Origin of the sequence: Pseudomonas sp. B21-009, from assembly GCF_024749345.1 — a bacterium.
Taxonomy (GTDB): Bacteria; Pseudomonadota; Gammaproteobacteria; order Pseudomonadales; family Pseudomonadaceae; genus Aquipseudomonas.
Map to the genome: position 1 here is coordinate 1,803,368 of NZ_CP087199.1, position 23,907 is coordinate 1,827,274.

14 protein-coding genes are annotated in these 23,907 nt (G+C 64.0%); 4 read left to right on the plus strand and 10 right to left on the minus strand.

Annotated features, from left to right (window positions below):
• Positions 1–5 precede the first annotated feature (5 nt).
• The 6 genes from ccoO (LOY34_RS08345) to ccoN (LOY34_RS08370) form a co-directional block, all read right to left on the minus strand.
• The gene (gene ccoO / locus LOY34_RS08345) at positions 6–614 is read right to left on the minus strand and encodes a cytochrome-c oxidase, cbb3-type subunit II (protein WP_036994387.1); all 609 of its coding nucleotides are present in this window, start codon (positions 612–614) and stop codon (positions 6–8) included.
• Positions 614–2,056: a cytochrome-c oxidase, cbb3-type subunit I gene (gene ccoN, locus LOY34_RS08350; RefSeq protein WP_038993873.1), complete on the minus strand. Its 1,443-nt coding sequence runs from the start codon at positions 2,054–2,056 to the stop codon at positions 614–616. The genes ccoO (LOY34_RS08345) and ccoN (LOY34_RS08350) overlap by 1 nt, the downstream gene beginning before the upstream one ends.
• A gap of 487 nt (positions 2,057–2,543) precedes the next feature.
• Positions 2,544–3,491, minus strand: coding sequence for a cytochrome-c oxidase, cbb3-type subunit III (ccoP, locus tag LOY34_RS08355; RefSeq protein ID WP_195883409.1), 948 nt, complete (start codon positions 3,489–3,491; stop codon positions 2,544–2,546).
• Positions 3,488–3,685, minus strand: coding sequence for a CcoQ/FixQ family Cbb3-type cytochrome c oxidase assembly chaperone (locus LOY34_RS08360; RefSeq protein WP_010225988.1), 198 nt, complete (start codon positions 3,683–3,685; stop codon positions 3,488–3,490). The genes ccoP and LOY34_RS08360 overlap by 4 nt, the downstream gene beginning before the upstream one ends.
• Before the next feature lie 5 nt (positions 3,686–3,690).
• Positions 3,691–4,299 carry a cytochrome-c oxidase, cbb3-type subunit II gene (gene ccoO / locus LOY34_RS08365; protein WP_038996265.1) on the minus strand — a complete coding sequence of 203 codons (609 nt, stop codon included), beginning with the start codon at positions 4,297–4,299 and terminating at the stop codon, positions 3,691–3,693.
• A gap of 10 nt (positions 4,300–4,309) precedes the next feature.
• Entirely contained in the window at positions 4,310–5,734 is a 1,425-nt protein-coding gene (gene ccoN / locus LOY34_RS08370; RefSeq protein WP_038996264.1) for a cytochrome-c oxidase, cbb3-type subunit I, read from the minus strand.
• A 49-nt stretch (positions 5,735–5,783) separates the two neighbouring features.
• Here ccoN (LOY34_RS08370) and LOY34_RS08375 point away from each other — a divergent pair, with 49 nt between their 5' ends.
• On the plus strand, positions 5,784–6,473 hold the full coding sequence (locus LOY34_RS08375) for an alpha/beta family hydrolase (protein ID WP_195883410.1): 690 nt from the start codon (positions 5,784–5,786) through the stop codon (positions 6,471–6,473).
• A gap of 78 nt (positions 6,474–6,551) precedes the next feature.
• On the opposite strand, the gene LOY34_RS08380 is transcribed toward LOY34_RS08375, so the two are convergent.
• Together LOY34_RS08380 and LOY34_RS08385 are read right to left on the minus strand one after the other, a co-directional pair.
• Complete coding sequence (locus LOY34_RS08380) at positions 6,552–6,836, minus strand: pyrimidine/purine nucleoside phosphorylase (protein WP_010225980.1); 285 nt, start codon at positions 6,834–6,836, stop codon at positions 6,552–6,554.
• A gap of 70 nt (positions 6,837–6,906) precedes the next feature.
• Entirely contained in the window at positions 6,907–7,458 is a 552-nt protein-coding gene (locus LOY34_RS08385) for an exonuclease domain-containing protein (protein WP_195883411.1), read from the minus strand.
• Positions 7,459–7,665: 207 nt separating this feature from the next.
• On the opposite strand from LOY34_RS08385, the gene LOY34_RS08390 reads away from it, so the two are divergent.
• Positions 7,666–8,427 (plus strand): ABC transporter substrate-binding protein, encoded by a 762-nt coding sequence (locus tag LOY34_RS08390; RefSeq protein WP_045200574.1) that lies wholly within the window; start codon positions 7,666–7,668, stop codon positions 8,425–8,427.
• Between the two features lie 62 nt (positions 8,428–8,489).
• Positions 8,490–9,503, plus strand: a complete 1,014-nt coding sequence (locus tag LOY34_RS08395; RefSeq protein WP_195883412.1) for a GNAT family N-acetyltransferase — start codon at positions 8,490–8,492, stop codon at positions 9,501–9,503.
• 63 nt (positions 9,504–9,566) lie between these two features.
• On the opposite strand, the gene LOY34_RS08400 is transcribed toward LOY34_RS08395, so the two are convergent.
• Positions 9,567–10,097 (minus strand): RNA polymerase factor sigma-70, encoded by a 531-nt coding sequence (locus LOY34_RS08400; protein WP_093385407.1) that lies wholly within the window; start codon positions 10,095–10,097, stop codon positions 9,567–9,569.
• 335 nt (positions 10,098–10,432) lie between these two features.
• On the opposite strand from LOY34_RS08400, the gene LOY34_RS08405 reads away from it, so the two are divergent.
• Positions 10,433–23,395 carry a non-ribosomal peptide synthetase gene (locus tag LOY34_RS08405; protein ID WP_258664560.1) on the plus strand — a complete coding sequence of 4,321 codons (12,963 nt, stop codon included), beginning with the start codon at positions 10,433–10,435 and terminating at the stop codon, positions 23,393–23,395.
• Between the two features lie 4 nt (positions 23,396–23,399).
• Here the strand turns inward: LOY34_RS08405 and LOY34_RS08410 are convergent, their stop codons facing one another.
• Positions 23,400–23,879 carry a YkgB family protein gene (locus LOY34_RS08410; protein ID WP_258664562.1) on the minus strand — a complete coding sequence of 160 codons (480 nt, stop codon included), beginning with the start codon at positions 23,877–23,879 and terminating at the stop codon, positions 23,400–23,402.
• Positions 23,880–23,907 lie beyond the last annotated feature (28 nt).

Sequence of the window (23,907 nt, forward strand, 5' to 3'; positions counted from 1 at the left end):
CAATGTCACCGTTTGCTTTTGATGATGGTGCCCAGGCCTTGCAGGTAGGCAACCAGGGCGTCCATTTCGGTCTTGCCCTTGACCGCGTCGCGGGCACCGGCGATGTCTTCATCGGTGTACGGCGTGCCGAGGGTGCGCAGGACTTCCATCTTCTTCACCGTGTCCTTGCCATCGAGCTTGTTCTCCACCAACCATGGGTAGGCCGGCATCTTCGACTCGGGCACGACGTTGCGCGGGTTGTACAGGTGAGCACGGTGCCAGTCGTCGGAGTAACGACCGCCGACGCGGGCCAGGTCCGGGCCGGTACGCTTGGAACCCCAGAGGAATGGGTGGTCCCAGACGCTTTCACCGGCGACCGAGTAGTGGCCATAGCGTTCGGTTTCGGCACGGAACGGCCGGATCATCTGCGAGTGGCACTGCACGCAGCCTTCGCGGATATAGATGTCGCGGCCTTCGAGCTCAAGCGCGGTACGCGGCTTCATACCCTCGACCGGCTTGTTGGTGACGTCCTGGAAGAACAGCGGGACGATCTGGGTCAGGCCGCCGATGCTCACGGCGATGACCATGAAGAAGGCCAGCAGGCCGATATTCTTCTCGACTACTTCATGCTTCATCAGTGAGCTCCAACTACAGCGATCTGAGCGGCGGCTTCAGCTTCGGCCGGCTTCGAGGCGCGCACGGTACGGAAAACGTTATACGCCATCAGCAGCATGCCTGAGGCGAAGAACGCACCGCCCAGGGCACGGACGATAAAGCCCGGATGGCTGGCCTGCAGGGCTTCGACGAAGGAGTAGGTGAGGGTGCCGTCATCGTTGATTGCACGCCACATCAGGCCCTGGGTGATGCCGTTGACCCACATCGAGGAGATGTACAGTACGGTACCGATGGTCGCCAGCCAGAAGTGCGCATTGATCAGGCCGGTGCTGTGCATCTGCTCGCGGCCGTAGACCTTCGGAATCATGTGGTACAGGGCGCCGATCGAGATCATCGCGACCCAGCCGAGGGCGCCGGCGTGTACGTGGCCAACGGTCCAGTCGGTGTAGTGCGACAGCGAGTTGACGGTCTTGATCGCCATCATCGGACCTTCGAAGGTCGACATGCCGTAGAACGCCAGCGAAACCACGAGGAAGCGCAGGATCGGGTCGGTACGCAGCTTATGCCAGGCGCCCGAGAGGGTCATCATGCCGTTGATCATGCCGCCCCAGCTTGGCGCCAGGAGGATGATCGACATGGCCATGCCCAGCGACTGCGCCCAGTCCGGCAGGGCGGTGTAGTGCAGGTGGTGGGGACCTGCCCAGATGTACAGGGTGATCAGCGCCCAGAAGTGCACGATCGACAGGCGATAGGAGTAGATCGGGCGCTCGGCCTGTTTCGGCACGAAGTAGTACATCATGCCGAGAAAGCCCGTGGTCAGGAAGAAACCTACGGCGTTGTGGCCGTACCACCACTGGATCATCGCATCGGTGGCACCCGAATACGCCGAGTAGGACTTGAACAGGCTGACCGGCAACGAGGCGTGGTTGACGATGTGCAGCATCGCGGTAACCACGATGAAGGCGCCGTAGAACCAGTTACCGACATAGATGTGCTTGGTCTTGCGCTTGACGATGGTGCCGAAGAACACCACGCCGTAGGTGACCCAGACAATGGCCAGCAAAATGGCGATCGGCCATTCCAGCTCGGCGTATTCCTTGGTCGTGGTGTAGCCCAGCGGCAAGGTAATGAGCGCACCGACGATGACCGCTTGCCAACCCCAGAAGGTGAAGGCCGCGAGGCTGTCGGAAATCAGTCGCGTCTGGCAGGTTCGCTGCACGACATAGTAGGAAGTGGCAAACAGTGCACAACCACCGAAGGCGAAGATCACCAGGTTGGTGTGCAATGGGCGAAGGCGTCCGAAGCTCGTCCACGGCAGGTCCAGGTTCAGCTGGGGCCAGACCAGTTGCGAGGCGATGAAGACACCAAGCCCCATGCCAAGGATCCCCCAGACCACCGTCATGATGGCGAACTGGCGGACGACCTTATAGTTATAAGCAGTCGGACTGATTGCTGTGCTCATTCTAAGGTTCCACGGTTTGGGTGTTTTTATAGGGTAAAAATCGGCGCAAGTATGTATAAACCGTGTGGTTATTGCAACGCGATGGCGCCCGCGCCGATCCTTGCCAAAGCCTGTTCCACGGCGGTTTCGAGCCTTTGTGGTGGGCAAATTGTACACAATTAATTATCTGATATGTGTACCAAAATTTGATTTTTCGTCTATGGCAAAGGCTTTCGATGAGCGCGTGCGCAGTACCGTTCATCACTCGCCGATCGGCGCTTGAGTCGGCCCCATCAGCCTTTGCGCAGAACCGCTGGCGAAAAATGCCCCAAAAAGGTGCAAACACACCGGCTGTTTCAGTCGCTGTGGCAACAAGCTTAGTTGTGATCGAGGGGGGTGCAAGGCGGGGGCAGGGCGGGGTGCGACACTTGGTCGCAAGGGGCGAAGGGAACCGCCGCATCGGGTGCCGATGCGGCGGTTTGAGTCAAGGCTCAGTTACTCAATCGTTTTACTTGGCAGAGAGGCTTTCGCTTTGTGCAGGTTGCTCCTGGGACAGGCTGTAGACATAGGCGGCCAGCAAGTGGACCTTGTCGTTGCCCTGGATCGCTTCCTGGGCAGGCATCTGGCCCTGGCGGCCGTAGCGGATGGTCTGCTGCAGTTGGGCGAAGCTTGAGCCGTAGATGAACGCGGTCGGGTGGGTCAGGTCCGGTGCGCCCATGGCCGGGGTGCCTTTGCCTTCAGGGCCGTGGCAGGCCACGCAGTTGGCGGCAAACAGCTTCTCGCCGTTGGCCGGATCCGCCTTGGCTTCCTGCGGCAGGCTGCGGCCATCGAGGTTGGTCAGCACGAAGGCGGCAACGTCGGCAACGCCTTGTTCGCCAATCACGTCGGCCCAGGCCGGCATTACCCCGTGACGGCCGCCCATGATGGAGGCCTTGATGGTTTCCGGCTCGCCACCCCAGCGCCAGTCCTTGTCGGTGAGGTTAGGGAAGCCGTAGGCACCCTTGGCGTCGGAACCGTGGCAAACAGCGCAGTTGGAGGCGAACAGACGGCCGCCCATTTTCAGCGCCTGCGGATCCTTGGCCACTTCTTCCACCGGCATGGCGGCGAACTTGGCGAAGATCGGTCCGAACTTGGCGTCGGCCTTGTTCATTTCCTTTTGCCATTCGTTGGTCTGCGTCCAGCCGTCCTCATAGCCCGGCAGGATGCCTTTCCAGTTGCCCAGGCCTGGATAGAGGATCAGGTAGCCGACCGAAAACACCAGGGTGGCGACGAACAGCCAGAACCACCACTTGGGCAGCGGGTTGTCGTACTCCTCGATGCCGTCGAAGCTGTGGCCCATGGTCTGGTCGGTGGTGCCTTTGGTTTCGCCCTTGCGGGTGCCCAGCAGCAGCCAGGTCAGGCCGATCAGGCTACCGATGGTCAGTACGCAGATGTACGTACTCCAGAAGGTGGTCATTGCCCGTTACTCCTCGGTTCGGGTTCGTTGGCGGCAGGTGCCAGGCGGTCGTCGGCAAACGGCAGCAGGCTGGCTTCGGCGAATTCACGGTCACGCCGGCCGTTGAACACCCACAGCGACAGGCCAATGAAGGCGATGGCCACCAGCAGGGTGCCCAGGCCGCGCAATTGGCCGATATCCAGTGTGAAGTCCATGGCCCTTACCTCTTGTTCTTGATCGCGGTGCCGAGCACCTGCAGGTAGGCAACCAGCGCGTCCATTTCGGTCTTGCCCTTGAGCGATTCCACCGCGCCGCTGATGTCGGCATCGGTGTACGGCACGCCGAGGGTGCGCATGGTGCTCAACTTGGTCTCGGTGTGGCTGCTGTCGACCGGGTTGGCGACCAGCCATGGGTAGGCCGGCATCTTCGACTCGGGCACGACGTTGCGCGGGTTGTACAGGTGCGCACGGTGCCAGTCGTCGGAGTAGCGGCCACCGACGCGGGCCAGGTCCGGGCCGGTGCGCTTGGAACCCCAGAGGAACGGGTGGTCCCAGACGCTTTCACCGGCGACCGAGTAGTGGCCGTAGCGTTCGGTTTCGGCGCGGAACGGACGGATCATCTGCGAGTGGCACTGCACGCAGCCTTCACGGATGTAGATGTCGCGGCCTTCCAGTTGCAGCGCGGTGTAGGGCTTCATGCCTTCCACCGGCTTGTTGGTGACGTCCTGGAAGAACAGCGGAACGATCTGGGTCAGGCCGCCGATGCTGACGGCAAACACCATCAACAGCACCAGCAGGAAGACGTTCTTCTCGATTACTTCGTGTTTCATCAGGGTCTCCTCAGGCCAGCTGCGCAGCGGCAGGGGCGGTCGCGGCCACCGGGGCACGTACGGTGCGCCAGGTGTTGTAGGCCATCAGCAACATGCCGGTGAGGAAGATCGCCCCGCCGACGAAGCGCACGATGAAGCCTGGGTGGCTGGCCACCAGGGTTTCGACGAAGGAGTAGGTCAGCGTGCCGTCTTCGTTGACTGCGCGCCACATCAGGCCCTGGGCGATGCCGTTGACCCACATCGAGGCGATGTAGAGCACGGTGCCGATGGTCGCCAGCCAGAAGTGCGCGTTGATCAGGCCAAGGCTGTACATCTGCTCGCGGCCAAACACTTTCGGGATCATGTGGTACAGGGCGCCGATCGAGATCATCGCAACCCAGCCAAGGGCGCCGGCGTGTACGTGGCCGATGGTCCAGTCGGTGTAGTGCGACAGGGCGTTGACGGTCTTGATCGCCATCATCGGGCCTTCGAAGGTCGACATGCCGTAGAACGCCAGCGATACCACGAGGAAACGCAGGATCGGGTCGCTGCGCAGCTTATGCCAGGCACCCGAGAGGGTCATCATGCCGTTGATCATGCCGCCCCAGCTTGGCGCCAGGAGGATCAGCGACATGATCATGCCCAGCGACTGCGCCCAGTCGGGCAGGGCGGTGTAGTGCAGGTGGTGTGGGCCGGCCCAGATGTACAGGGTGATCAGCGCCCAGAAGTGCACGATCGACAGGCGATAGGAATACACCGGACGCTCGGCCTGTTTCGGCACGAAGTAATACATCATGCCCAGGAAGCCTGCGGTCAGGAAGAAGCCTACGGCGTTGTGGCCGTACCACCACTGGACCATGGCGTCGGTGGCGCCACCGTACAGCGAGTAGGACTTGGTCAGGCTGACCGGAATTTCCAGGTTGTTGACGATGTGCAGAATTGCCACGGTGATGATGAACGCACCGAAGAACCAGTTACCCACATAAATGTGCTTGGTGGTGCGCTTCATCAGGGTGCCGAAGAACACCACGGCGTAGGCCACCCAGACAATGGTAATCAGGATGTCGATCGGCCATTCCAGTTCGGCGTACTCCTTGGAGCTGGTATAACCCAGCGGCAGGCTGATGGCAGCCAGCAGGATCACCAATTGCCAGGCCCAGAAGGTGAAAGCCGCCAGGCGTGGCGAGAACAGGGTGGTCTGGCAGGTACGCTGGACCGAGTAGTAGGAAGCGGCGAACAGTGCGCAACCACCGAAGGCGAAGATCACCGCGTTGGTGTGCAAGGGTCGCAGGCGGCCGAAGCTGGTCCAGGGGAGGTCGAAGTTGAGCGAAGGCCAGACGAGTTGCGCGGCGAGAAAAACGCCGAGCCCCATCCCGACGATTCCCCACACCACCGTCATAATGGCGAATTGGCGGACCACCTTGTAGTTGTAGGCGGTACTGCTGGTTGTGTTCATGTATGGGTTCCCATCCACGGTTATAGGCAGACTAAACAGCGAGGCAAGCATGAGTAATGGGCAACTGGCCGGTATTGACGGGGATCAATGGGCGCGGCTGGTCAAAAGCCGCGGCTGGCTGTGGAATGCCCCGCAAAATCAGGGGGATGGCCAGCATTTGGGGTGCCTGATCCTGGCCCATGGCGCGGGTGCGCCGATGGACAGCGTGTTCATGGAGGAAATCGCGCAAAGGCTGGCGGAGCAAGGCCTGGGGGTGCTGCGCTTCGAGTTCCCCTACATGGCCCAGCGACGCATCGATGGTGGCAAAAGGCCGCCAAATCCCCAGGCCAAACTGCTCGAATGCTGGCGTGAGGTGTACAGCCAGGTGCGACCATTGGTCACTGGGACGCTGGCGATCGGTGGCAAGTCCATGGGCGGGCGCATGGCCAGTCTCGTGGCCGATGAGTTGGGGGCTGATGCGCTGGTGTGCCTGGGCTATCCGTTCTATGCCGCGGGCAAGCCGGAAAAACCACGGGTGGCGCATTTGGCCGGATTGCAGACACCGACCCTGATTGTTCAGGGCGAGCGCGATGCCCTGGGCAACCGGCAGACGGTAGAAGGTTATGCGCTGTCGTCAGCGATCGAGCTGTGCTGGCTGCAGGCGGGGGATCATGACCTGAAGCCGCTGAAGGCTTCGGGGTTCAGCCATGCCGATCATCTGGCGACGGCGGCGCAGAGGATCACAGGTTTTTTGCACTGATGGTAGGAGCGGGCTTGTCCGCGATTACGGCGGTGTGGCCACTCGCTGATCGCGGGGCAAGCCCGCTCCTACAGCGGCTTAACCGCGATACTCGCACAGGTAAGCCGTATCAACCGCTACCTTGAGCTGGAACTTGCTGTTGGCCGGGACATTGAACTGGCTGCCGGCGCTGAAAGTTTCCCAGTTGTCGCTGTCTGGCAGTTTGACCGTCAACGCGCCCGAGACCACGTGCATGATTTCGCGCTGGGCAGTGCCGAACTCGTATTCGCCCGGGGCCATTACGCCAACCGTGGCCGGACCTTCAGCGGTGCCGAAGGCGATCGACTTGACCGTGCCATCAAAGTACTCGTTGACTTTAAACATGGGCGACTCCTGAACAGGGGCTAAAAAGGCAGGCCAGTATGCCCAAGGCCCGCAGCGTCGTCATCCGCTTTCAGGTGCCATTGGCCGGCAGGGTCAGGGGCAGCAGGCGGGCAGTGTTGCGCGCGTCTTCCAGGGCGCGGTGCTGCTGTCCGCTGAACTGCAGGCCGGCCAGTTGCAACGCGCCATTGAGGCCCAGCGGGCGCTGCAACTGGCGGGCCTTGGCGAAGCGTTGCTTGAGGTTGATGTGCGGCAGGGTCTGCAGCAGGCTGGCGAGCTGGTACTGCTGCCACTCCTGCAGCAGTTGCTTGCGGTCGTAGTCGCCCCAGCTGACCCAGCCTTGCAGGTGCTTGGCATGATGGCCGAGCCAGCGCTCGAACTGCGCCCAGACCTCGGTGAAGGTGGCCGCAGTGTCGACGTTGGCCTGGCTGATGTGCGTCAGTTCACGGCAGAACGGCGTCAGTTGCGGACGCCGGCGCGGGCGCACGAAACGCTGGAAATGCCCGACTTCACGGCCCTGGCGATCCACCAGGGTCGCGCCGATTTCGATGATTTCCATATCCGTGACCGGCCAGCCGCCATCGTCTGTGGTTGCTTCAAGGTCGATCACCAGCCAATGGCCCATAGTAGGCTCCCATACAAGACTCGATAGAGCGTAGCCAAACTCGGGCGCGGCGGGTATCCCCTGGCGTTTTGCCTGCTGCGCTTGGCATAACCGACAGTTGTGCAACGCCCGGAAAACGCCTAGCTTAGGCGGATTCCGGTTCAAATCCGCAAAGAGTGTGTTGCTTTGAGTTCGACGCCCATGCCACAGGCCGTGCCCTTGCTGTTCATGCTTGCCGCGACCTGGCTGTCGCCCTCAGCCTGGGCAGCAGAGGAAATCGAGGTCAAGGTCGGCGCAGCGCATTTTCCACCCTATACCGTACGGCCCGAGCAGGGCGCCGATACCGGCCTGTTGCCGCAATTGATCGAGGCGCTCAACAACACCCAGCAACGTTATCGCTTCGTCCTTGTGCCGACCTCGATCCCGCGTCGTTTTGGCGACTTCCAGCAGGGGCGCACCGACATGGCGATCTTCGAGAACCCCGAATGGGGCTGGCAGCAGATCCCCCATGAAAGTGTCGACATGGGCCTGGAAGACGCCGAAGTCTTCGTCACCCATCGCCAGTCCGGCCGCGATCAGCACTACTTCAACGACCTCAAGGGCAAGCGCCTGGCGTTGTACAGCGGCTATCACTACGCCTTCGCCAGTTTCAATCCCGACCCCAAGTACCTGGCCGACACCTACAACGCGACCCTGACCTATTCCCATGACAGCAACCTGCTGATGGTTCAGCGTGGCCGCGCCGATATCGCCCTGGTGACCCGTTCTTACCTGAGCGATTTTCTCGTACGTAACCCGCAAAGCGCCGACCAGCTATTGGCCTCCGACCGGGTCGACCAGGTCTACCATCACTACGCACTGCTGCGTCCGGGTGCGCCGATCAGCGCGCCGGCGTTTGCCAGGTTGTTGCAGTCGCTGCGCGACAACGGCGCGATGCTGAAAATCTTCCAGCCCTATCGCATCAGCGTCAGCACGCCCAAAGGCGACTAAATTTGCCTGCACAGGCTACGTTCACAAGGGTGAGCCGATCATTCCTTCCGTGAGCCACGATCATGCCATTCGATTCCGCTTCGCCGACTTTGTCCTTGCCGCGCTGGCGCAGCCTCAGCGCCGATGAAGGTGATTGCCACCTGAGCCTGGTGCTTGAAGGCAGCCCGTTGGTGCGGGTGCGCCTGCAGCGGGGCGAGACCTTGCAGGTGCAGCTTGAAGACTACGCGCGCGACCGCGCGCAGCAAGCCCTGTGGGCTGTCTGTTACTGGTTGTTTGCACGCGACCCTGGTTGTCAGCGCCTGACCTGGCAGCTGCATGAAGCGCCGCAGGACGCCCTGAACAGCGGCTTGCTGGTCAGCACACCGAGCCCAGGCCAGTACCTGTGCGAACGCAGCCTGTTCTGGCAATTGCCACAACCCTGGCTCGGCCAGCCCTTCGCAGGCGTGTACCCGCAGCAGATGCAGCTCAGTGACGGCAAGCGCCATCCCCGCCGCGCACCAAAACCGCGTGGCGAAGTGTATCGGCGCTTCGATGCCCGGCTCGGCGCCTGGATCTCGTTACGTACCCTGGAAATCGATCAGGACCTGGAGCGTTTCAACCGCTGGCAGAACAACCCGCGGGTGCTCAATTTCTGGCAGGAGGGCGGCAGCCTCGAACAGCACCGTGACTACCTGAGCAAGCTCGAAGCCGATCCGCACAGCCTGACCCTGATCGGTAGCTTAGACGACCAGCCGTTCGCCTACTTCGAAGCCTACTGGGCCAAGGAAGACCGCATCGCGCCATTCTATGCGGTGGACGACTACGATCGCGGCATCCACATGCTGGTGGGAGAAGAGCAGCATCGTGGCCCGCACAAGGTCGCCAGCTGGTTGTCAGCGCTGGTCCACTACCTGTTCCTGGACGATCCGCGCACCCAGCGAGTCGTGGCCGAGCCACGTGCCGACAACGGCAAGATGATCGGCTACATGCACGAGCAGTGTTTTCATTGCGAGAAGGAGTTCGACTTTCCGCACAAGCGTGCGGCATTGATGATTCTGGGGCGGGAGCGGTTCTTCGAAGGTTGCAGGTTGCTTTGACCCTCAAGCGCGGCAAGCGGCATTACCACCCACTTGCCGCTTGAAGCTTGCAGCTTGTCGCTCTCAAGCCCTCTGGCTTGAGACTTTCCGACAATGTACCAGGGCATCGCGAATCATGAAGTTGACCAAGGTCGGCGAGACGCCCAGTTCCTTGGCGATGTCTTTTTGTGGCACGCCGTGCAGGCGGTACATTTCGAAGGCGTAGCGGGTGCGCTGGGGCAGGTCGTTGAGCGCCTCGGCAATGTGTTCCAGGGTGGCGAAGTTGATATGCGTGGCTTCTGGCGAAGCCCCCTGGATAACGACGTTCAGGCCTTCCTCTTCGCTGCCGGAGTATTTGAGCTCCATGGCCTGCTTGCGGTAGTGGTCGATGGCCAGGTTGCGCACGATCTGGAACAGGTAGCTGAGCTGGGCCTTGAACGAGGAGGTGATCTGCGGCGCTGCGCTGAGCCGGAAGAAGGCATCCTGGACCACGTCTTCGGCCCGGGAGCGACAGCCGGTAATGCGCGCGGCAATCTTCACGAGGATGCTGCGGTTGTCGACAAACGCCTGGAGTAACGGTGAATCGCACTTACTTGTGGATAGTTGTTCCGCCATGGAAATCACCTTATCTCTAAGAGGGAAGTGGAGCGCTCCAGTTTCGGAGGCTTCCTACGACGTGCGACAAACTATTCGTAATGATAATTATTGTCAAATGCGAAAGTTAATAAGTCTCTATGCTTTTTGGTTCTAAGCTTTTACTTTGTGACCGGCTTCAAACTCCAGATTTTTTCACCCGGCCCGACCGGCTGCGCACGTCTTAATTATTTCCTCCGGCCATCCGTTCCTCTCTGTACATCCTCGGCTCCGGCAAGGCGCAACGCGGTGCCAGTGTGCCCGCCCTGCGCTGGCCGAGACCTGATTTCACGTACAGACTCTGGCAGGAACCCCTCATGACGGACGCCTTCGAACTCCCGGTTACGCTGGTCCAGGCGCTGGTTCAACGTGCTGCGCGCACACCCGACCGGGTTGCCTTGCGCTTTCTGGCCGAAGACCCGCGTGATCAAGCCGTGCTTTCCTATCACGACCTCGATCAGCGGGCGCGGACCATCGCCGCGGCTTTGCAGGCACGCACCGAGGTGGGGGACCGCGCCATCCTGCTGTTCCCCAGTGGCCCGGATTACGTCGCAGCGTTCTTTGCTTGCCTGTATGCCGGGGTGATCGCCGTACCGGCCTATCCGCCAGAGTCATCGCGCCGTCACCACCAGGAGCGCCTGCTGTCGATCATCGACGATGCCGAGCCGCGCCTGCTGCTGACCACCAGCGCCCTGCACGACAGCCTGCAGGCTCTCGAAGTGTTGGCCGGGCCCGGCGCGCCACAACTGCTGGCAGTCGACAGCCTGGCCGCTGAACTGGCCGCAGGCTGGCAGGCGCCGCCCCTGAAGGGCGACGACATCGCCTTTTTGCAGTACACCTCCGGCTCCACCGCATTGCCCAAGGGCGTGCAGGTCAGCCATGGCAACCTGGTAGCCAACGAAGTGCTGATCCGCGAGGGCTTCGGCATCGATGTGAACCCTGATGACGTGATCGTCAGCTGGCTGCCGCTGTACCACGACATGGGCCTGATCGGCGGCCTGCTGCAACCGATCTTCAGTGGCGTGCCCTGCGTGTTGATGGCCCCGGCGTATTTTCTTGCCCGGCCGCAGCGCTGGCTGCAGGCGATCAGCGACCATGGCGGCACCATCAGCGGCGGGCCGGACTTTGCCTATCGCTTGTGCAGCGAACGGGTCAGCGCCGCGGCAATGGCCAGCCTCGACCTGAGTAAATGGCGGGTGGCCTATTCCGGCTCCGAGCCGATCCGCCAGGACAGCCTGCAGGCCTTCGCCGACAAGTTCGCCGCTTGCGGCTTTGTGCCGGAGAATTTTTTTGCCAGCTACGGCCTGGCCGAAGCCACGCTGTTCGTCAGCGGCAGCACCCGCGGCCAAGGTATTGGCGCACTGGAGCTTGACAGCCAGGCGCTGGCGCGCAACAGCGCCGAAGCGGGCCGGGGCACGGTGCAGATGAGTTGCGGGCGCAGCCAGCCGCTGCATGCGGTGCAGATCGTCGAGCCACACGCGCTGGCACCGCTGGCCGACAACCAAGTCGGTGAAATCTGGGCCACTGGCCCGAGCATCGCCAAGGGCTACTGGCGCAACCCCGAAGCCTCGGCGCGCACCTTTGTCGAGCAGGGCGGGCGGACCTGGTTGCGCACCGGTGACCTGGGCTTCTTGCGCGATGGCGAGCTGTTCGTCACCGGTCGGCTCAAGGACTTGCTGATCGTACGCGGCCACAACCTCTACCCGCAGGACCTGGAAAAGACCCTGGAGCGTGAAGTCGAGGTGCTGCGCAAAGGCCGGGTGGCGGTGTTCGCGGTCGATGACTGCGGCGAGGAGGGCATCGGCGTGGCCGTCGAGGTCAGCCGCAACGTACAGAAAATCATCACCCCTGCGAGCCTGATCAAGACCCTACGCCAGGTGATCGCCGATGCCTGCCAGCAGGCGCCGGCGGTGGTCCTGCTGCTCAACCCTGGCGCCTTGCCGAAGACCTCCAGCGGCAAGCTGCAGCGCTCGGCCTGCCGCTTGCGTATGGACGATGGCAGTCTCGATTGCTACGCGCGTTTCCCCGACCCGCAAGCAGCAGCGGTGGCTGATCAGGCGGTTGCGGCGACCAGTATGCAAGCCCGGGTTGCCCGCCTGTGGGGCCAATTGCTGGGCCTTGAGCAGATCGCCGCAGACGATCACTTCTTCCTGCTTGGCGGCAACTCCATCGCCGCCACCCAGGCCTGCGCGCACCTGGCCGATGAGTTGGGCATTGAACTGGGTGTGCGGGTGCTGTTCGAGGCGCCGACCCTGGCCGGCTTCAGCGCGGCAGTGGAGGCGTTGCAACACGACGGCGGTGTCGCCCGTGGCGCCATCAGCCGTCTCGACCGCGCCCAGGCGCTGCCGCAGTCACTGGCACAAAACCGCCTGTGGCTGACCTGGCAACTGCAGCCGCACAGTGCGGCGTACAACATTCCCGGCGCCCTGCGCCTGCGCGGCGAGCTGGACGAAGCGGCGCTGCAGGCCAGCTTCCAGGCCCTGGTCGCGCGGCACGAAGCCTTGCGCACGGTGTTTGCTGAGGAAGACGGCCAGGCCTTGCAGCGCATCCTGCCGAGCCAGGTGTTTAACCTGCAGCGCCTGGACCTGTCTGCCGCCAGCAGCCAGGACGTATTGGCGCAGCGCGAAGCCGAAGCCATGCAGCCCTTCAACCTGCAACAGGGCCCGCTGCTGCGCGTGACCCTGGTGCGGCTGGACAGCGAAGACCATCAGCTGTGGGTGACCCTGCACCACATCATCGCCGATGGTTGGTCGATGAATATCCTCATTGATGAGTTCTCGCGCCTGTACGCCGCCCATTGCCAGGGCCAGCAGGCCCGGCTGCCGGCCTTGAGCCTGGGCTACGCCGACTACGGCAGTTGGCAGCGCCAGTGGCTTGCCGAGGGTGAAAGTGCCCGGCAACTGGCGTACTGGAAGGAACGGCTTGGTGAGCAGCACGCGGTGCTGGACCTGGCCACCGACCACCCGCGCGCCAACCGCCAAAGCAACGTCGCCGTGCGCCTGAGCGTGCGCCTGCAGCCGACCCTGGCCGAAGCCTTGCGCAGCCTGGCCCGTGATCATGACGCAACGCTGTTCATGGTGTTGCTGGCCGGCTTTCAGAGCCTGCTGCACCGCTACAGCGGGCAGACCGACATCCGTGTCGGGGTGCCCAACGCCAACCGCCCGCGCCTGGAAACCCAGGGCCTGGTGGGCTTTTTCATCAACACCCAGGTGCTGCGCGCCGAGCTTGACTCACGCCTGCCGTTCAACCAGCTGTTGGCCCAGGTGCGCGAGCGCAGCCTGGAGGCCCAGGCGCATCAGGACCTGCCGTTCGAGCAACTGCTCGAAGCCTTCCCGCAAGCGCGCGAGCAGGGCCTGTTCCAGGTCATGTTCAACCACCAGCAGCGTGACCTCGGCGCCCTGCGTCGGCTTCCCGGGCTGCTGGCCGATGAGCTGCCGTGGCACAGCCGCGAGGCCAAGTTCGACCTGCAACTGCACAGTGAAGAAGACCATCAGGGCCGCCTGAGCCTGTCGTTCGACTATGCCGACGATCTGTTCGATGCCGCGACCGTGGCGCGCATCAGCGCCCAACTGGTCGGCTTGCTGGAGCAAGTCTGCGCGCAACCGCAGGTCGCCATCGGTGCGCTGCAACTGCTGGACGCCGATGGCCGTGCGCAATTGCTCGCCTGGGGCCAGGCGCCGGCGGCACCGGCGCAGCAATGGCTGGTCGAGCAGCTCAACGAACAAGCCCGCCAGGCTCCGGAACGCACCGCCCTGGTGTGGCAAGGCGGCAGCCTCGATTACGCCAGCTTGCATCAGCAGGCCAACCGCCTGGCCCATTACCTGCGCGACAAGGGCGTTGGCCCGGATGTGTGCGTGGCTATCGCCGCCGAGCGTTCGCCGCAACTGCTGATCGGCCTGCTGGCCATCCTCAAGGCCGGGGGCGCCTATGTGCCGCTGGATGTCGATTACCCTGCAGAGCGCCTGGCCTACATGCTCGCCGACAGTGGTGCCAGCCTGCTGCTGAGCCACAGCGACGTGCTCGAGCGCCTGAGCCTGCCTGCAGACGTCAGCGCCATCGCCATGGACCGCCTCAAGCTCGACAGCTGGCCGTGCCAGCCACCGGGCCTGCACCTGCACGGCGACAACCTTGCCTATGTGATCTACACCTCCGGCTCCACCGGGCAGCCCAAGGGCGTCGGCAATACCCACGCGGCACTTGCTGAGCGCCTGCAGTGGATGCAGGACAGCTATCAACTCAATGACAGCGACGTGCTGATGCAGAAGGCGCCGAGCAGTTTCGACGTGTCGGTGTGGGAATGCTTCTGGCCGCTGGTCAACGGTTGCCAACTGGTGCTGGCCGGCCCCGGCGAGCACCGTGACCCGCAGCGTATCGCCGAGCTGGTGCGCGAGCATGGCGTGACCACCTTGCACTTCGTCCCGGCCTTGCTCCAGGTGTTTGTCCAGGAGCCGTTGGCGGCACAGTGCAGCAGCCTGCGCCGGTTGTTCTCTGGCGGTGAGGCGCTGTCGGCCAGCCTGCGTGAGCGGGTGCTGCAGGTATTGCCGCAGGTGGCCCTGCACAACCGTTACGGCCCCACCGAAACCGCCATCAACGTTACCCACTGGCCGTGCAGCGCTGCCGACGGTACGCGTTCGCCGATCGGCCGGCCGCTGGCTAACGTACTGTGTAGGGTGCTCGACGATGAACTCGAACTTACCTCGCCCGGCGTGCCGGGTGAACTGTACCTGGGCGGCGTCGGTCTGGCCCGGGGTTACCTGGGGCGCGCGGGACTGACCGCCGAACGTTTCGTGCCGCAGCCCGATGGCGACGGCCAGCGCCTGTACCGCAGTGGTGACCGGGCGCGCTGGCTGGCTGACCTGGGGGCGCTGGAGTACCTGGGCCGCCTTGATCAGCAGGTCAAGCTGCGCGGTTTTCGGGTCGAGCCCGAAGAGGTCGAGGCTTGCCTGCTTAAGCAGCCCGGCGTCGAGCAGGCGCTGGTGATGATTCGCGACACCCCTGCCGGCCCGCAACTGGTCGGCTACTACAGCGGTATCGACGCGAGCGGGCAGATGCTGGCCGCCCTGGCCGAGCAATTGCCTGCCTATATGGTCCCGGCGCAACTGGTTCACCTGGCGCAGATGCCGCTGGGCCCGAGCGGCAAGATCGAGCGCAAGGCCTTGCCCGAGCCGCAATGGCAATCGCGTGAACACATCGAGCCGGGCAGTGCCCTGCAGCAGCAGATCGCCGCGATCTGGCGCGAGGTGCTGGGCATCCCGCGGGTTGGCCTGCAGGATGACTTCTTCGCCCTCGGTGGCCACTCGTTGCTGGCCACCCAGATCATTTCCCGTACCCGCCAGGCCTGCAACGTCGAGTTGCCGCTGCGCACGCTGTTCGAGGCCAGCGAACTGGGGGCCTTTGCCGCTGCGGTTGAGGCGATCCAGCACAGTGGCGCGCGCAACCTGCAGGGCGAAATCCAGCGCATCGACCGTCGCCAGGCGGTGCCGCTGTCCTACTCCCAGCAGCGTATGTGGTTCCTCTGGCAGATGGAACCCGACAGCCCGGCCTATAACGTCGGCGGCATGGCGCGCCTGAGCGGGGTGCTGGATGTCAGCCGCTTCGAGCAGGCGTTGCAGGCGCTGATCGTGCGCCACGAAACCCTGCGCACCACCTTCCCGAGCATCGACGGCGTGCCGTACCAGTGCGTGGCCGAAGACAGCAACCTGCAGATGAGCTGGCTGGATTTTTCCAGTTATGGCGTGGTGGACCGCCAGCAACGCCTGCAGGCCTTTGCCGATGAGCAGGCGCACCAGCCGTTTGACCTGGAGCGCGGGCCGCTGCTGCGCGCATGCCTGGTCAAGGCCGGCGAGCGTGAGCATTATTTCGTCCTGACGTTGCACCACATCGTCACCGAAGGCTGGGCCATGGACATCTTTGCCCGGGAGCTGGGCGAGCTGTACGAGGCCTTTGTCGACGAGCGCGAATCGCCGCTGCAGCCCTTGCCGGTGCAGTACCTGGACTACAGCGCATGGCAGCGCCAGTGGCTGGAGAGCGGCGAGCGTCAGCGCCAGCTCGACTACTGGCAGGCCAAGCTGGGCGATGAGCACCCGGTGCTGGAACTGCCTGCCGACCGCCCGCGTCCGGCGGTGCAAAGCCACCGTGGCGAGCTCTATCGTTTCGACCTGAGCCCGGAGCTGGCGGCGCGGGTGCGTGCCTTCAATGCCGAGCGCGGTCTGACCCTGTTCATGACCATGACCGCCACCCTGGCGGCGCTGCTGTACCGCTACAGCGGCCAGCGCGACCTGCGCATCGGCGCGCCGGTGGCCAACCGCATTCGTCCGGAAAGCGAAGGCCTGATCGGCGCCTTTCTCAACACCCAGGTGCTGCGTTGCCAGCTCGACGGGCAGATGCGCGTTAGCGAACTGATCGAGCAGGTACGCCAGACCGTGATCGATGGCCAATCCCATCAGGACCTGCCTTTCGATCAATTGGTCGAGGCCCTGCAGCCGCCCCGCAGCAGTGCCTACAACCCGCTGTTCCAGGTGATGTGCAACGTCCAGCGCTGGGAGTTCCAGCAAAGCCGCGAGCTTGCCGGCATGCAGGTCGAGTACCTGGTCAACGACGCCCGTGCGACCAAGTTCGACCTCAACCTGGAAGTCACCGACCTCGACCGCCGTCTGGGTTGCTGCCTGACTTACAGCCGCGACCTGTTCGACGAACCACGCATCGCACAAATGGCCGGCCACTGGCAGAACCTGCTGGTGGCGCTGCTGGGTGATCCCGAGCAGCGCCTGGGCGAGTTGCCGTTGCTGGCGGCGGTCGAGCAACAGGCGTTGTGCGACTCGCTCAAGGGTGACAACAGCCTGGCGCTGGATCAGACCCTTGAGCAGCTGTTCAGCGAACAAGCTGCGCGCCAGCCCGAGGCCCTGGCCCTGACCTTTGCCGGTCAGCACCTGAGCTATGCCGAGCTCGATGCTCGCGCTAACCAGTTGGCCCGTGTGCTGCGCGAGCGCGGCGTCGGCCCGCAGGTGCGTGTCGGCCTGGCCCTGGAGCGTTCGCTGGAACTGGTGGTGGGCTTGCTGGCGATCCTCAAGGCCGGCGGCGCCTATGTGCCGCTCGACCCTGAGTACCCGCTGGAGCGCCTGCACTACATGATCGAGGACAGCGGCATCGCCCTGTTGCTGGGCCAGCGGGCACTGTTCGAAGCCCTTGGCGAGTTGCCGGCCAAGGTCGGCCGCTGGTGCCTGGAAGACGACCGTGACGGCCTCGCCGCGTATAGCCGCGAAGCCTTGCCGTCGCTGACCCTGCCGGCCCATCAGGCCTACCTGATCTACACCTCCGGCTCCACCGGCAAGCCCAAAGGCGTGGTGGTCAGCCATGGTGAAATCGCCATGCACTGCCAGGCGGTGATCGAGCGCTTCGGCATGTGCAGCGACGACTGTGAGCTGCATTTTTATTCGATCAATTTCGACGCGGCCAGTGAGCGCCTGCTGGTGCCGCTGCTCTGTGGCGCGCGGGTAGTGCTGCGTGCCCAGGGGCAGTGGGGCGCGGAAGAAATCTGTAAGCTGATCCGCGAGCAGCAGGTATCGATCATTGGCTTTACCCCAAGTTACGGCAGCCAGCTGGCGCAATGGCTGGCAAGCCGCAACGAAGCGCTGCCAGTGCGCCTGGTGATCACCGGCGGTGAAGCACTGACCGGCGAGCACCTGCAGCGCATTCGCCAGGCCTTTACCCCGCAGCAGTTTTTCAACGCCTATGGCCCGACCGAAACCGTGGTCATGCCTCTGGCGTGCCTGGCCCCCGCGCAACTGGAAGCCGGCGCCGCTAGCGTGCCGATCGGCAGCGTGGTCGGTGCGCGCACCGCGTACATCCTCGATGCCGACCTGGCCCTGTTGCCGCAAGGCGGCATTGGCGAGCTGTACGTCGGTGGCGCGGGCCTGGCCCAGGGTTACCACGAGCGCCCGGGCTTGAGCGCCGAGCGTTTTGTTGCCGATCCGTTCAGCACCAATGGCGGGCGCCTGTACCGCACCGGCGACCTGGTGCGCCAGGGTGCTGACGGGCTGGTGGAGTATGTCGGTCGAATCGACCATCAGGTGAAGATTCGCGGCTTTCGTATCGAGCTGGGCGAGATCGAAATCCGCCTGCTCGAACACCCGGCGGTGCGCGAAGCCGTGGTGCTGGCCCTGGACATGCCCGGGGGCAAACAACTGGCGGGTTATCTTGTCTGCGACCAGGCCCTGGCGGATGCCACCGAACAGGCCGCGCTGCGTGATGCACTGAAGGCGCAGCTGCGCCTGCAGCTGCCGGACTATATGGTGCCGACTCACCTGGTACTGCTTGAACAGCTGCCGCTGATGGGCAATGGCAAGCTCGACCGCCGCGCCTTGCCGGCGCCGGACCTGGAGCAGGGCCGCCAACGTTATGAAGCGCCGCGCAGCGAGCTGGAACAGCAACTGGCGACGATCTGGCGCGAGGTACTGAACGTTCAGCAGGTCGGCCTGCAGGACAACTTCTTCGAACTGGGCGGTGACTCGATCCTGTCGATCCAGGTGGTCAGCCGTGGGCGTCAGGCGGGGCTGCATTTCACCCCGCGCGATCTGTTCCAGCACCAGACCATCCAGACCCTGGCGACCGTGGTCAGCCGCAGCGAAACCAGCCAGATCGATCAGGGCCCGCTGAGCGGCCGCGCGGCGTTGACGCCGATCCAGCACTGGTTCTTCGACAGCGATGTGCCGCACCCTCAGCACTGGAACCAGGCGGTATTGCTGGCACCCGCCGAGCGTGTGCACGGCAAGCCCCTGGAGCAGGCCTTGCAGCAGTTGCTGCAGCAGCATGATGCCTTGCGCCTGCGCTTCACCCTGGCAGGCGGCCAGTGGCACGGCGAGTACGCCCAGGCCGACCAGCGCGAGTTGCTCTGGCAGGCCTCGGTAGCCGACCTGGGCGACTGCCAGGCGCTGTACAGCGATGTCCAGCGCAGCCTCGACCTGGCAGACGGGCCGCTGCTGCGCGCCTTGCTGGTCGAAGACGGCGAGGGCCGCCAGCGCCTGTTGCTGGCGATCCATCACCTGGTGGTCGATGGTGTGTCGTGGCGGGTGTTGCTGGAAGACCTGCAAGCGCTGTACCGCGGTCAGCCGCTGGCGGCCAAGACCCGCGCCATGAGCGACTGGGCGGCGCGCCTGCTGGCTTATGCCGGCAGCGACTCGCTGCGTGACGAGCAACGCTGGTGGCAAGCGCAACTGAGCCACGCCAGCCGCGAACTGCCCTGCGATCACCCGCAGGGGGCGAACCTGCACCAGCAGGCGCAGACCCTCAGCGTACAGTTGGACGCGACCCATACCCGGCAATTGCTGCAGGAAGCGCCCGCTGCTTATCACACCCAGGTCAACGACCTGCTGCTGACCGCCCTGGCTCGCGTGCTGTGCCGCTGGAGCGGCGACAGCTCGGTGTTGGTGCAACTGGAAGGCCACGGTCGGGAGAACCTGTTCGAAGACATGGACCTGACCCGCAGCGTCGGCTGGTTCACCAGTGCCTATCCGCTGAGCCTGAGCCCGCATAACGTCGAAGAGGCGGCTGGGCAGGGCGCTTCGATCAAGGCCATCAAGGAGCAATTGCGCACGGTGCCGCACAAGGGCCTGGGCTACGGTGTGCTGCGCTACCTGGCCGATGCGCCGGTGCGCGAAGCCATGGCCGCGTTGCCCCAGGCGCGGATCACCTTCAACTACCTGGGCCAGTTCGACCAGCAGTTCCAGGCCGGCGCGCTGTACCAGCCGGTGGATGAAAGCGTCGGGCTTGCCCATGCGCTGGAGGCGCCGCTGCCCAACTGGCTGAGCGTCGATGGCCAGGTGTACGGTGGTGAGTTGCAGTTGCGCTGGACCTTCAGCCGTGAGCGCTATGACCAGGAAACCATCGAAACCCTGGTCGAAGCCTACCGGCTCGAACTGATTGCCCTGATCGAGCATTGCCTGGCGCCGGGCACTGGCAGCTTCACGCCATCGGACTTCCCGCTGGCGCAATTGAGCCAGGAGCAGATCGATGCCTTGCCGGTCGCCGCTGCACAAATCGACGACGTCTATCCGCTGACGCCGATGCAGGAGGGCCTGCTGCTGCATACTCTGTTGGAGCCGGGCACCGGCATCTACTACATGCAGGACCGCTACCGGATCAACAGCGCGCTGGACCCGCAGCGCTTTGCCCAGGCCTGGCAAGCGGTGGTTGGCCGTCACGAAGCCTTGCGCGCCTCGTTCTGCTGGAACGCCGGCGAGGCCATGCTACAGATCATTCACAAACCGGGGGCGACGGCGGTCGACTATCAAGACTGGTCGGGGATCCCTGAAGCTGAACAGGAAGCGCGCCTGCAGGCATTGCACAAGCACGAGCGCGAGGCCGGTTTCGACCTGCTTCAGCAGGCGCCGTTCCACCTGCGCCTGGTGCGGGTGGGCGAGGACCGCTACTGGTTCATGATGAGCAACCACCACATCCTCATCGATGCCTGGTGCCGTTCGCTGCTGATGAATGACTTCTTCGAGATCTACCTGGCCCTGGGCGAGGGCCGTCAGGCGCAACTGCCGGTGCCGCCGCGCTACCGCGACTACATCAGCTGGCTGCAGCACCAGGACCTGGACGAGGCGCGCCAGTGGTGGCGCAACAACCTCGAAGGTTTCGAGCGCAGCACCGCAGTGCCCAGCGACCGGCCATTGCTGCGTGACCATGCGGTGGAAAATGCCGGAATGGTCGTCGGCGATTGCTACACGCGCCTCGATGCCACCGATGGCGCCCGCTTGCGCGAGCTGGCCCAGGCTCATCAGCTGACCATCAACACCTTTGCCCAAGCCGCCTGGGCGCTGGTGCTGAGCCGCTACAGCGGCGAGCGCGACGTGGTTTTCGGCGTCACCGTGGCGGGTCGGCCGGTGAGCATGCCGCAGATGCAGCGTACGGTCGGGCTGTTCATCAACAGTATCGCCCTGCGGGTAAAACTGCCGGCCGCGGGCGAGCGCTGCAGCGTGCGCCAGTGGTTGCAAGACCTGCTGGAACGCAACATGGAACTGCGCGAGTACGAGTACCTGCCGCTGGTGAGCATCCAGGAATGCAGCGAACTGCCCAAGGGCCAGCCGCTGTTTGACAGCCTGTTCGTGTTCGAGAACGCGCCGGTGGAGGTTGCCGTACTCGATCGCGCGCAAAGCCTCAACGCCAGTTCCGATTCCGGGCGCACCCACACCAACTTCCCGTTGACCGCGGTCTGCTACCCGGGCGATGACCTCGGCCTGCATTTGTCGTTCGACCAGCGCTACTTCGACACTGCCACGGTCGAGCGCTTGCTGGCCGAATTCAAGCGCCTGCTGCTGGCCCTGGCCGACGGCTTCCAGGGCGAGGTCAGCGAGTTGCCATTACTCGGTGAAGCCGAGCGCAGCTTCTTGCTCGACGACTGCAACCGCAGCGAGCAGGCCTACAGCCTTGAGCAAAGCTACGTCGAACTGTTTGAGGCGCGGGTCGCCGCGCATCCGCAACGCACTGCCGCGCGCTGCCTGGAACACTCGCTGAGTTACCTCGAGCTCAACCGCCAGGCCAACCGCCTGGGCCATGCACTGGTGGCCGCCGGCGTGGCAATCGACCAGCCAGTGGCGCTGCTGGCTGAACGCGACCTGCCGCTGCTGGGCATGATCGTCGGCAGCTTCAAGGCCGGCGCCGGTTACCTGCCGCTGGACCCTGGCCTGCCGGGTGCACGCCTGCAGCGGATCATCGAACTCAGTCGTACCCCGGTGCTGGTGTGCAGCGCTGCCTGTGCCGAGCAGGGCCGTGCTCTGCTTGATGAGCTCAGCTGTGCCGGGCGGCCGAAGTTGCTGGTCTGGGAGCAGGTCCAGGCAGCCGCCGGGCCGGAGGCTAATCCAGGTATCTACAGCGGGCCGGACAACCTTGCCTATGTGATCTATACCTCAGGCTCCACCGGCCTGCCCAAGGGGGTGATGGTCGAGCAGCGCGGCATGCTCAACAACCAGTTGAGCAAGGTGCCGTACCTGCAACTGGACGAGCAGGATGTGATTGCCCAGACCGCCTCGCAAAGTTTCGATATCTCGGTCTGGCAGTTCCTCGCCGCACCGCTGTTCGGGGCCCAGGTAGCCATCGTGCCGAACGCCATTGCCCACGACCCGCAAGGGTTGCTGGAACACGTGCAGGCTACCGGCATTACCGTACTGGAAAGCGTGCCGTCGCTGATCCAGGGCATGCTCGCCTGCGAGCAGCAACAGCTCGATGGCTTGCGCTGGATGCTGCCGACCGGTGAGGCGATGCCGCCGGAGCTGGCTTGGCAGTGGCTGCAGCGCTACCCGCACATCGGCCTGGTCAATGCCTATGGCCCGGCCGAGTGTTCCGATGACGTGGCGTTCTTCCGCGTCGATGCTGCCTCGACCCGTGGCAGTTACCTGCCAATCGGTACGCCGACCGACAACAACCGCCTGTACCTGATAGGCGACGATCAGCAACTGGTGCCGCTGGGCGCCGTCGGTGAGTTGTGTGTGGCCGGTACCGGTGTCGGCCGTGGTTATGTTGGCGACCCGCTGCGCACTGCGCAAGCGTTCATCCCGCACCCGTTCGGCGCACCGGGCGAGCGCCTGTATCGCAGCGGTGACCTGGCGCGCCGGCGGCCTGACGGCGTGCTCGAATACGTCGGCCGTATCGACCATCAGGTGAAGATCCGCGGCTACCGCATCGAGCTGGGCGAGATCGAAGCGCGCCTGCATGAGCAAAGCGAGATTCGCGATGCGGCGGTCGGTGTGCAGGACGGGGTCAATGGCAAGCACCTGGTCGGCTATCTGGTGGCCAGCACTGCGGGTGCCGATACCAGCGTGCTGCTGGAGCAAGTCAAGCAGCGCCTGCGTGCCGACTTGCCGGAGTACATGGTGCCGCTGCACTGGGCCTGGCTCCAGCAACTGCCGCTCAATGCCAACGGCAAGCTCGACCGCAAGGCCTTGCCGGCCATCGACATCGGCGCCCAGCACAGCCAGGCCTACCTGGCGCCGCGCAGCGAACTGGAGAGCACCCTGGCCGGGATCTGGGCCGAGGTGCTCAAGGCCGAGCGGGTCGGGGTGCGCGACAACTTCTTCGAGTTGGGCGGGCATTCGCTGCTGGCCACCCAGATCGCCTCGCGGGTGCAAAAGGTGCTGCAACTGAACGTGCCGCTGCGGGCGATGTTCGAGTGCAGCACGGTCGAGGAGCTGGCGACCTATGTCGACAGCCTGAAGGCCAGTGAGCTGAGCGATGACAAGGTCGACCGTCTCAGTGACCTGATGGCTGAACTCGAAGCGCTGTAGGGCTTCAGGCCGGGGTGGGGCTGTTGCGCTGCAGGTCGTGCTTGAGCAAGGCGACTGAAGCGGCCAGCAGCACGGCGTCCTTGATCAGGAAGGACGTCGCCCCGCCCATGGCCGGGAACCCGCCAGCACTGTTCTCCCAGCCGCCCGGAGTGGTAACGATCAGGGTCAGGGTGGTGGCGTAGGTGAGCACCGAGCCCAGGGCGCCGATCACCGCCAGCCGTGGTTGCCAGATGCCGGCCAGCAACGCCGCGCCAATCGCCCATTCCGCCACGCCCAGCGCATAGCTGGCGCCGTGGATGCCAAAGGCCAGGTGCAGCCAGGACAGCAACGGGCTGTTGTCGATCACCGGGATCAGGGCCTGGGCTTCGTAATCGAACCACTTGGCATAGCCAAAGCCGAAGAAAATCAGGATCAGGCTCCAGCGCAGCAGCTGGATGTCCAGGGAGGAGCGGATGAAGCGGTCAAGGTAGGCAGGGCGGGTCATGGCGAGGTCCTGTGGTGGGATGAGGCAG

Excerpts from the sequence above, each read along its gene's own strand:
- ccoO (WP_036994387.1), bottom strand. The coding sequence starts at position 614 with ATGAAGCATGAAGTAGTCGAGAAGAATATCGGCCTGCTGGCCTTCTTC.
- ccoN (WP_038993873.1), bottom strand. The coding sequence starts at position 2,056 with ATGAGCACAGCAATCAGTCCGACTGCTTATAACTATAAGGTCGTCCGC.
- ccoP (WP_195883409.1), bottom strand. The coding sequence starts at position 3,491 with ATGACCACCTTCTGGAGTACGTACATCTGCGTACTGACCATCGGTAGC.
- LOY34_RS08360 (WP_010225988.1), bottom strand. The coding sequence starts at position 3,685 with ATGGACTTCACACTGGATATCGGCCAATTGCGCGGCCTGGGCACCCTG.
- ccoO (WP_038996265.1), bottom strand. The coding sequence starts at position 4,299 with ATGAAACACGAAGTAATCGAGAAGAACGTCTTCCTGCTGGTGCTGTTG.
- ccoN (WP_038996264.1), bottom strand. The coding sequence starts at position 5,734 with ATGAACACAACCAGCAGTACCGCCTACAACTACAAGGTGGTCCGCCAA.
- LOY34_RS08375 (WP_195883410.1), top strand. The coding sequence starts at position 5,784 with ATGAGTAATGGGCAACTGGCCGGTATTGACGGGGATCAATGGGCGCGG.
- LOY34_RS08380 (WP_010225980.1), bottom strand. The coding sequence starts at position 6,836 with ATGTTTAAAGTCAACGAGTACTTTGATGGCACGGTCAAGTCGATCGCC.
- LOY34_RS08385 (WP_195883411.1), bottom strand. The coding sequence starts at position 7,458 with ATGGGCCATTGGCTGGTGATCGACCTTGAAGCAACCACAGACGATGGC.
- LOY34_RS08390 (WP_045200574.1), top strand. The coding sequence starts at position 7,666 with ATGCTTGCCGCGACCTGGCTGTCGCCCTCAGCCTGGGCAGCAGAGGAA.
- LOY34_RS08395 (WP_195883412.1), top strand. The coding sequence starts at position 8,490 with ATGCCATTCGATTCCGCTTCGCCGACTTTGTCCTTGCCGCGCTGGCGC.
- LOY34_RS08400 (WP_093385407.1), bottom strand. The coding sequence starts at position 10,097 with ATGGCGGAACAACTATCCACAAGTAAGTGCGATTCACCGTTACTCCAG.
- LOY34_RS08405 (WP_258664560.1), top strand. The coding sequence starts at position 10,433 with ATGACGGACGCCTTCGAACTCCCGGTTACGCTGGTCCAGGCGCTGGTT.
- LOY34_RS08410 (WP_258664562.1), bottom strand. The coding sequence starts at position 23,879 with ATGACCCGCCCTGCCTACCTTGACCGCTTCATCCGCTCCTCCCTGGAC.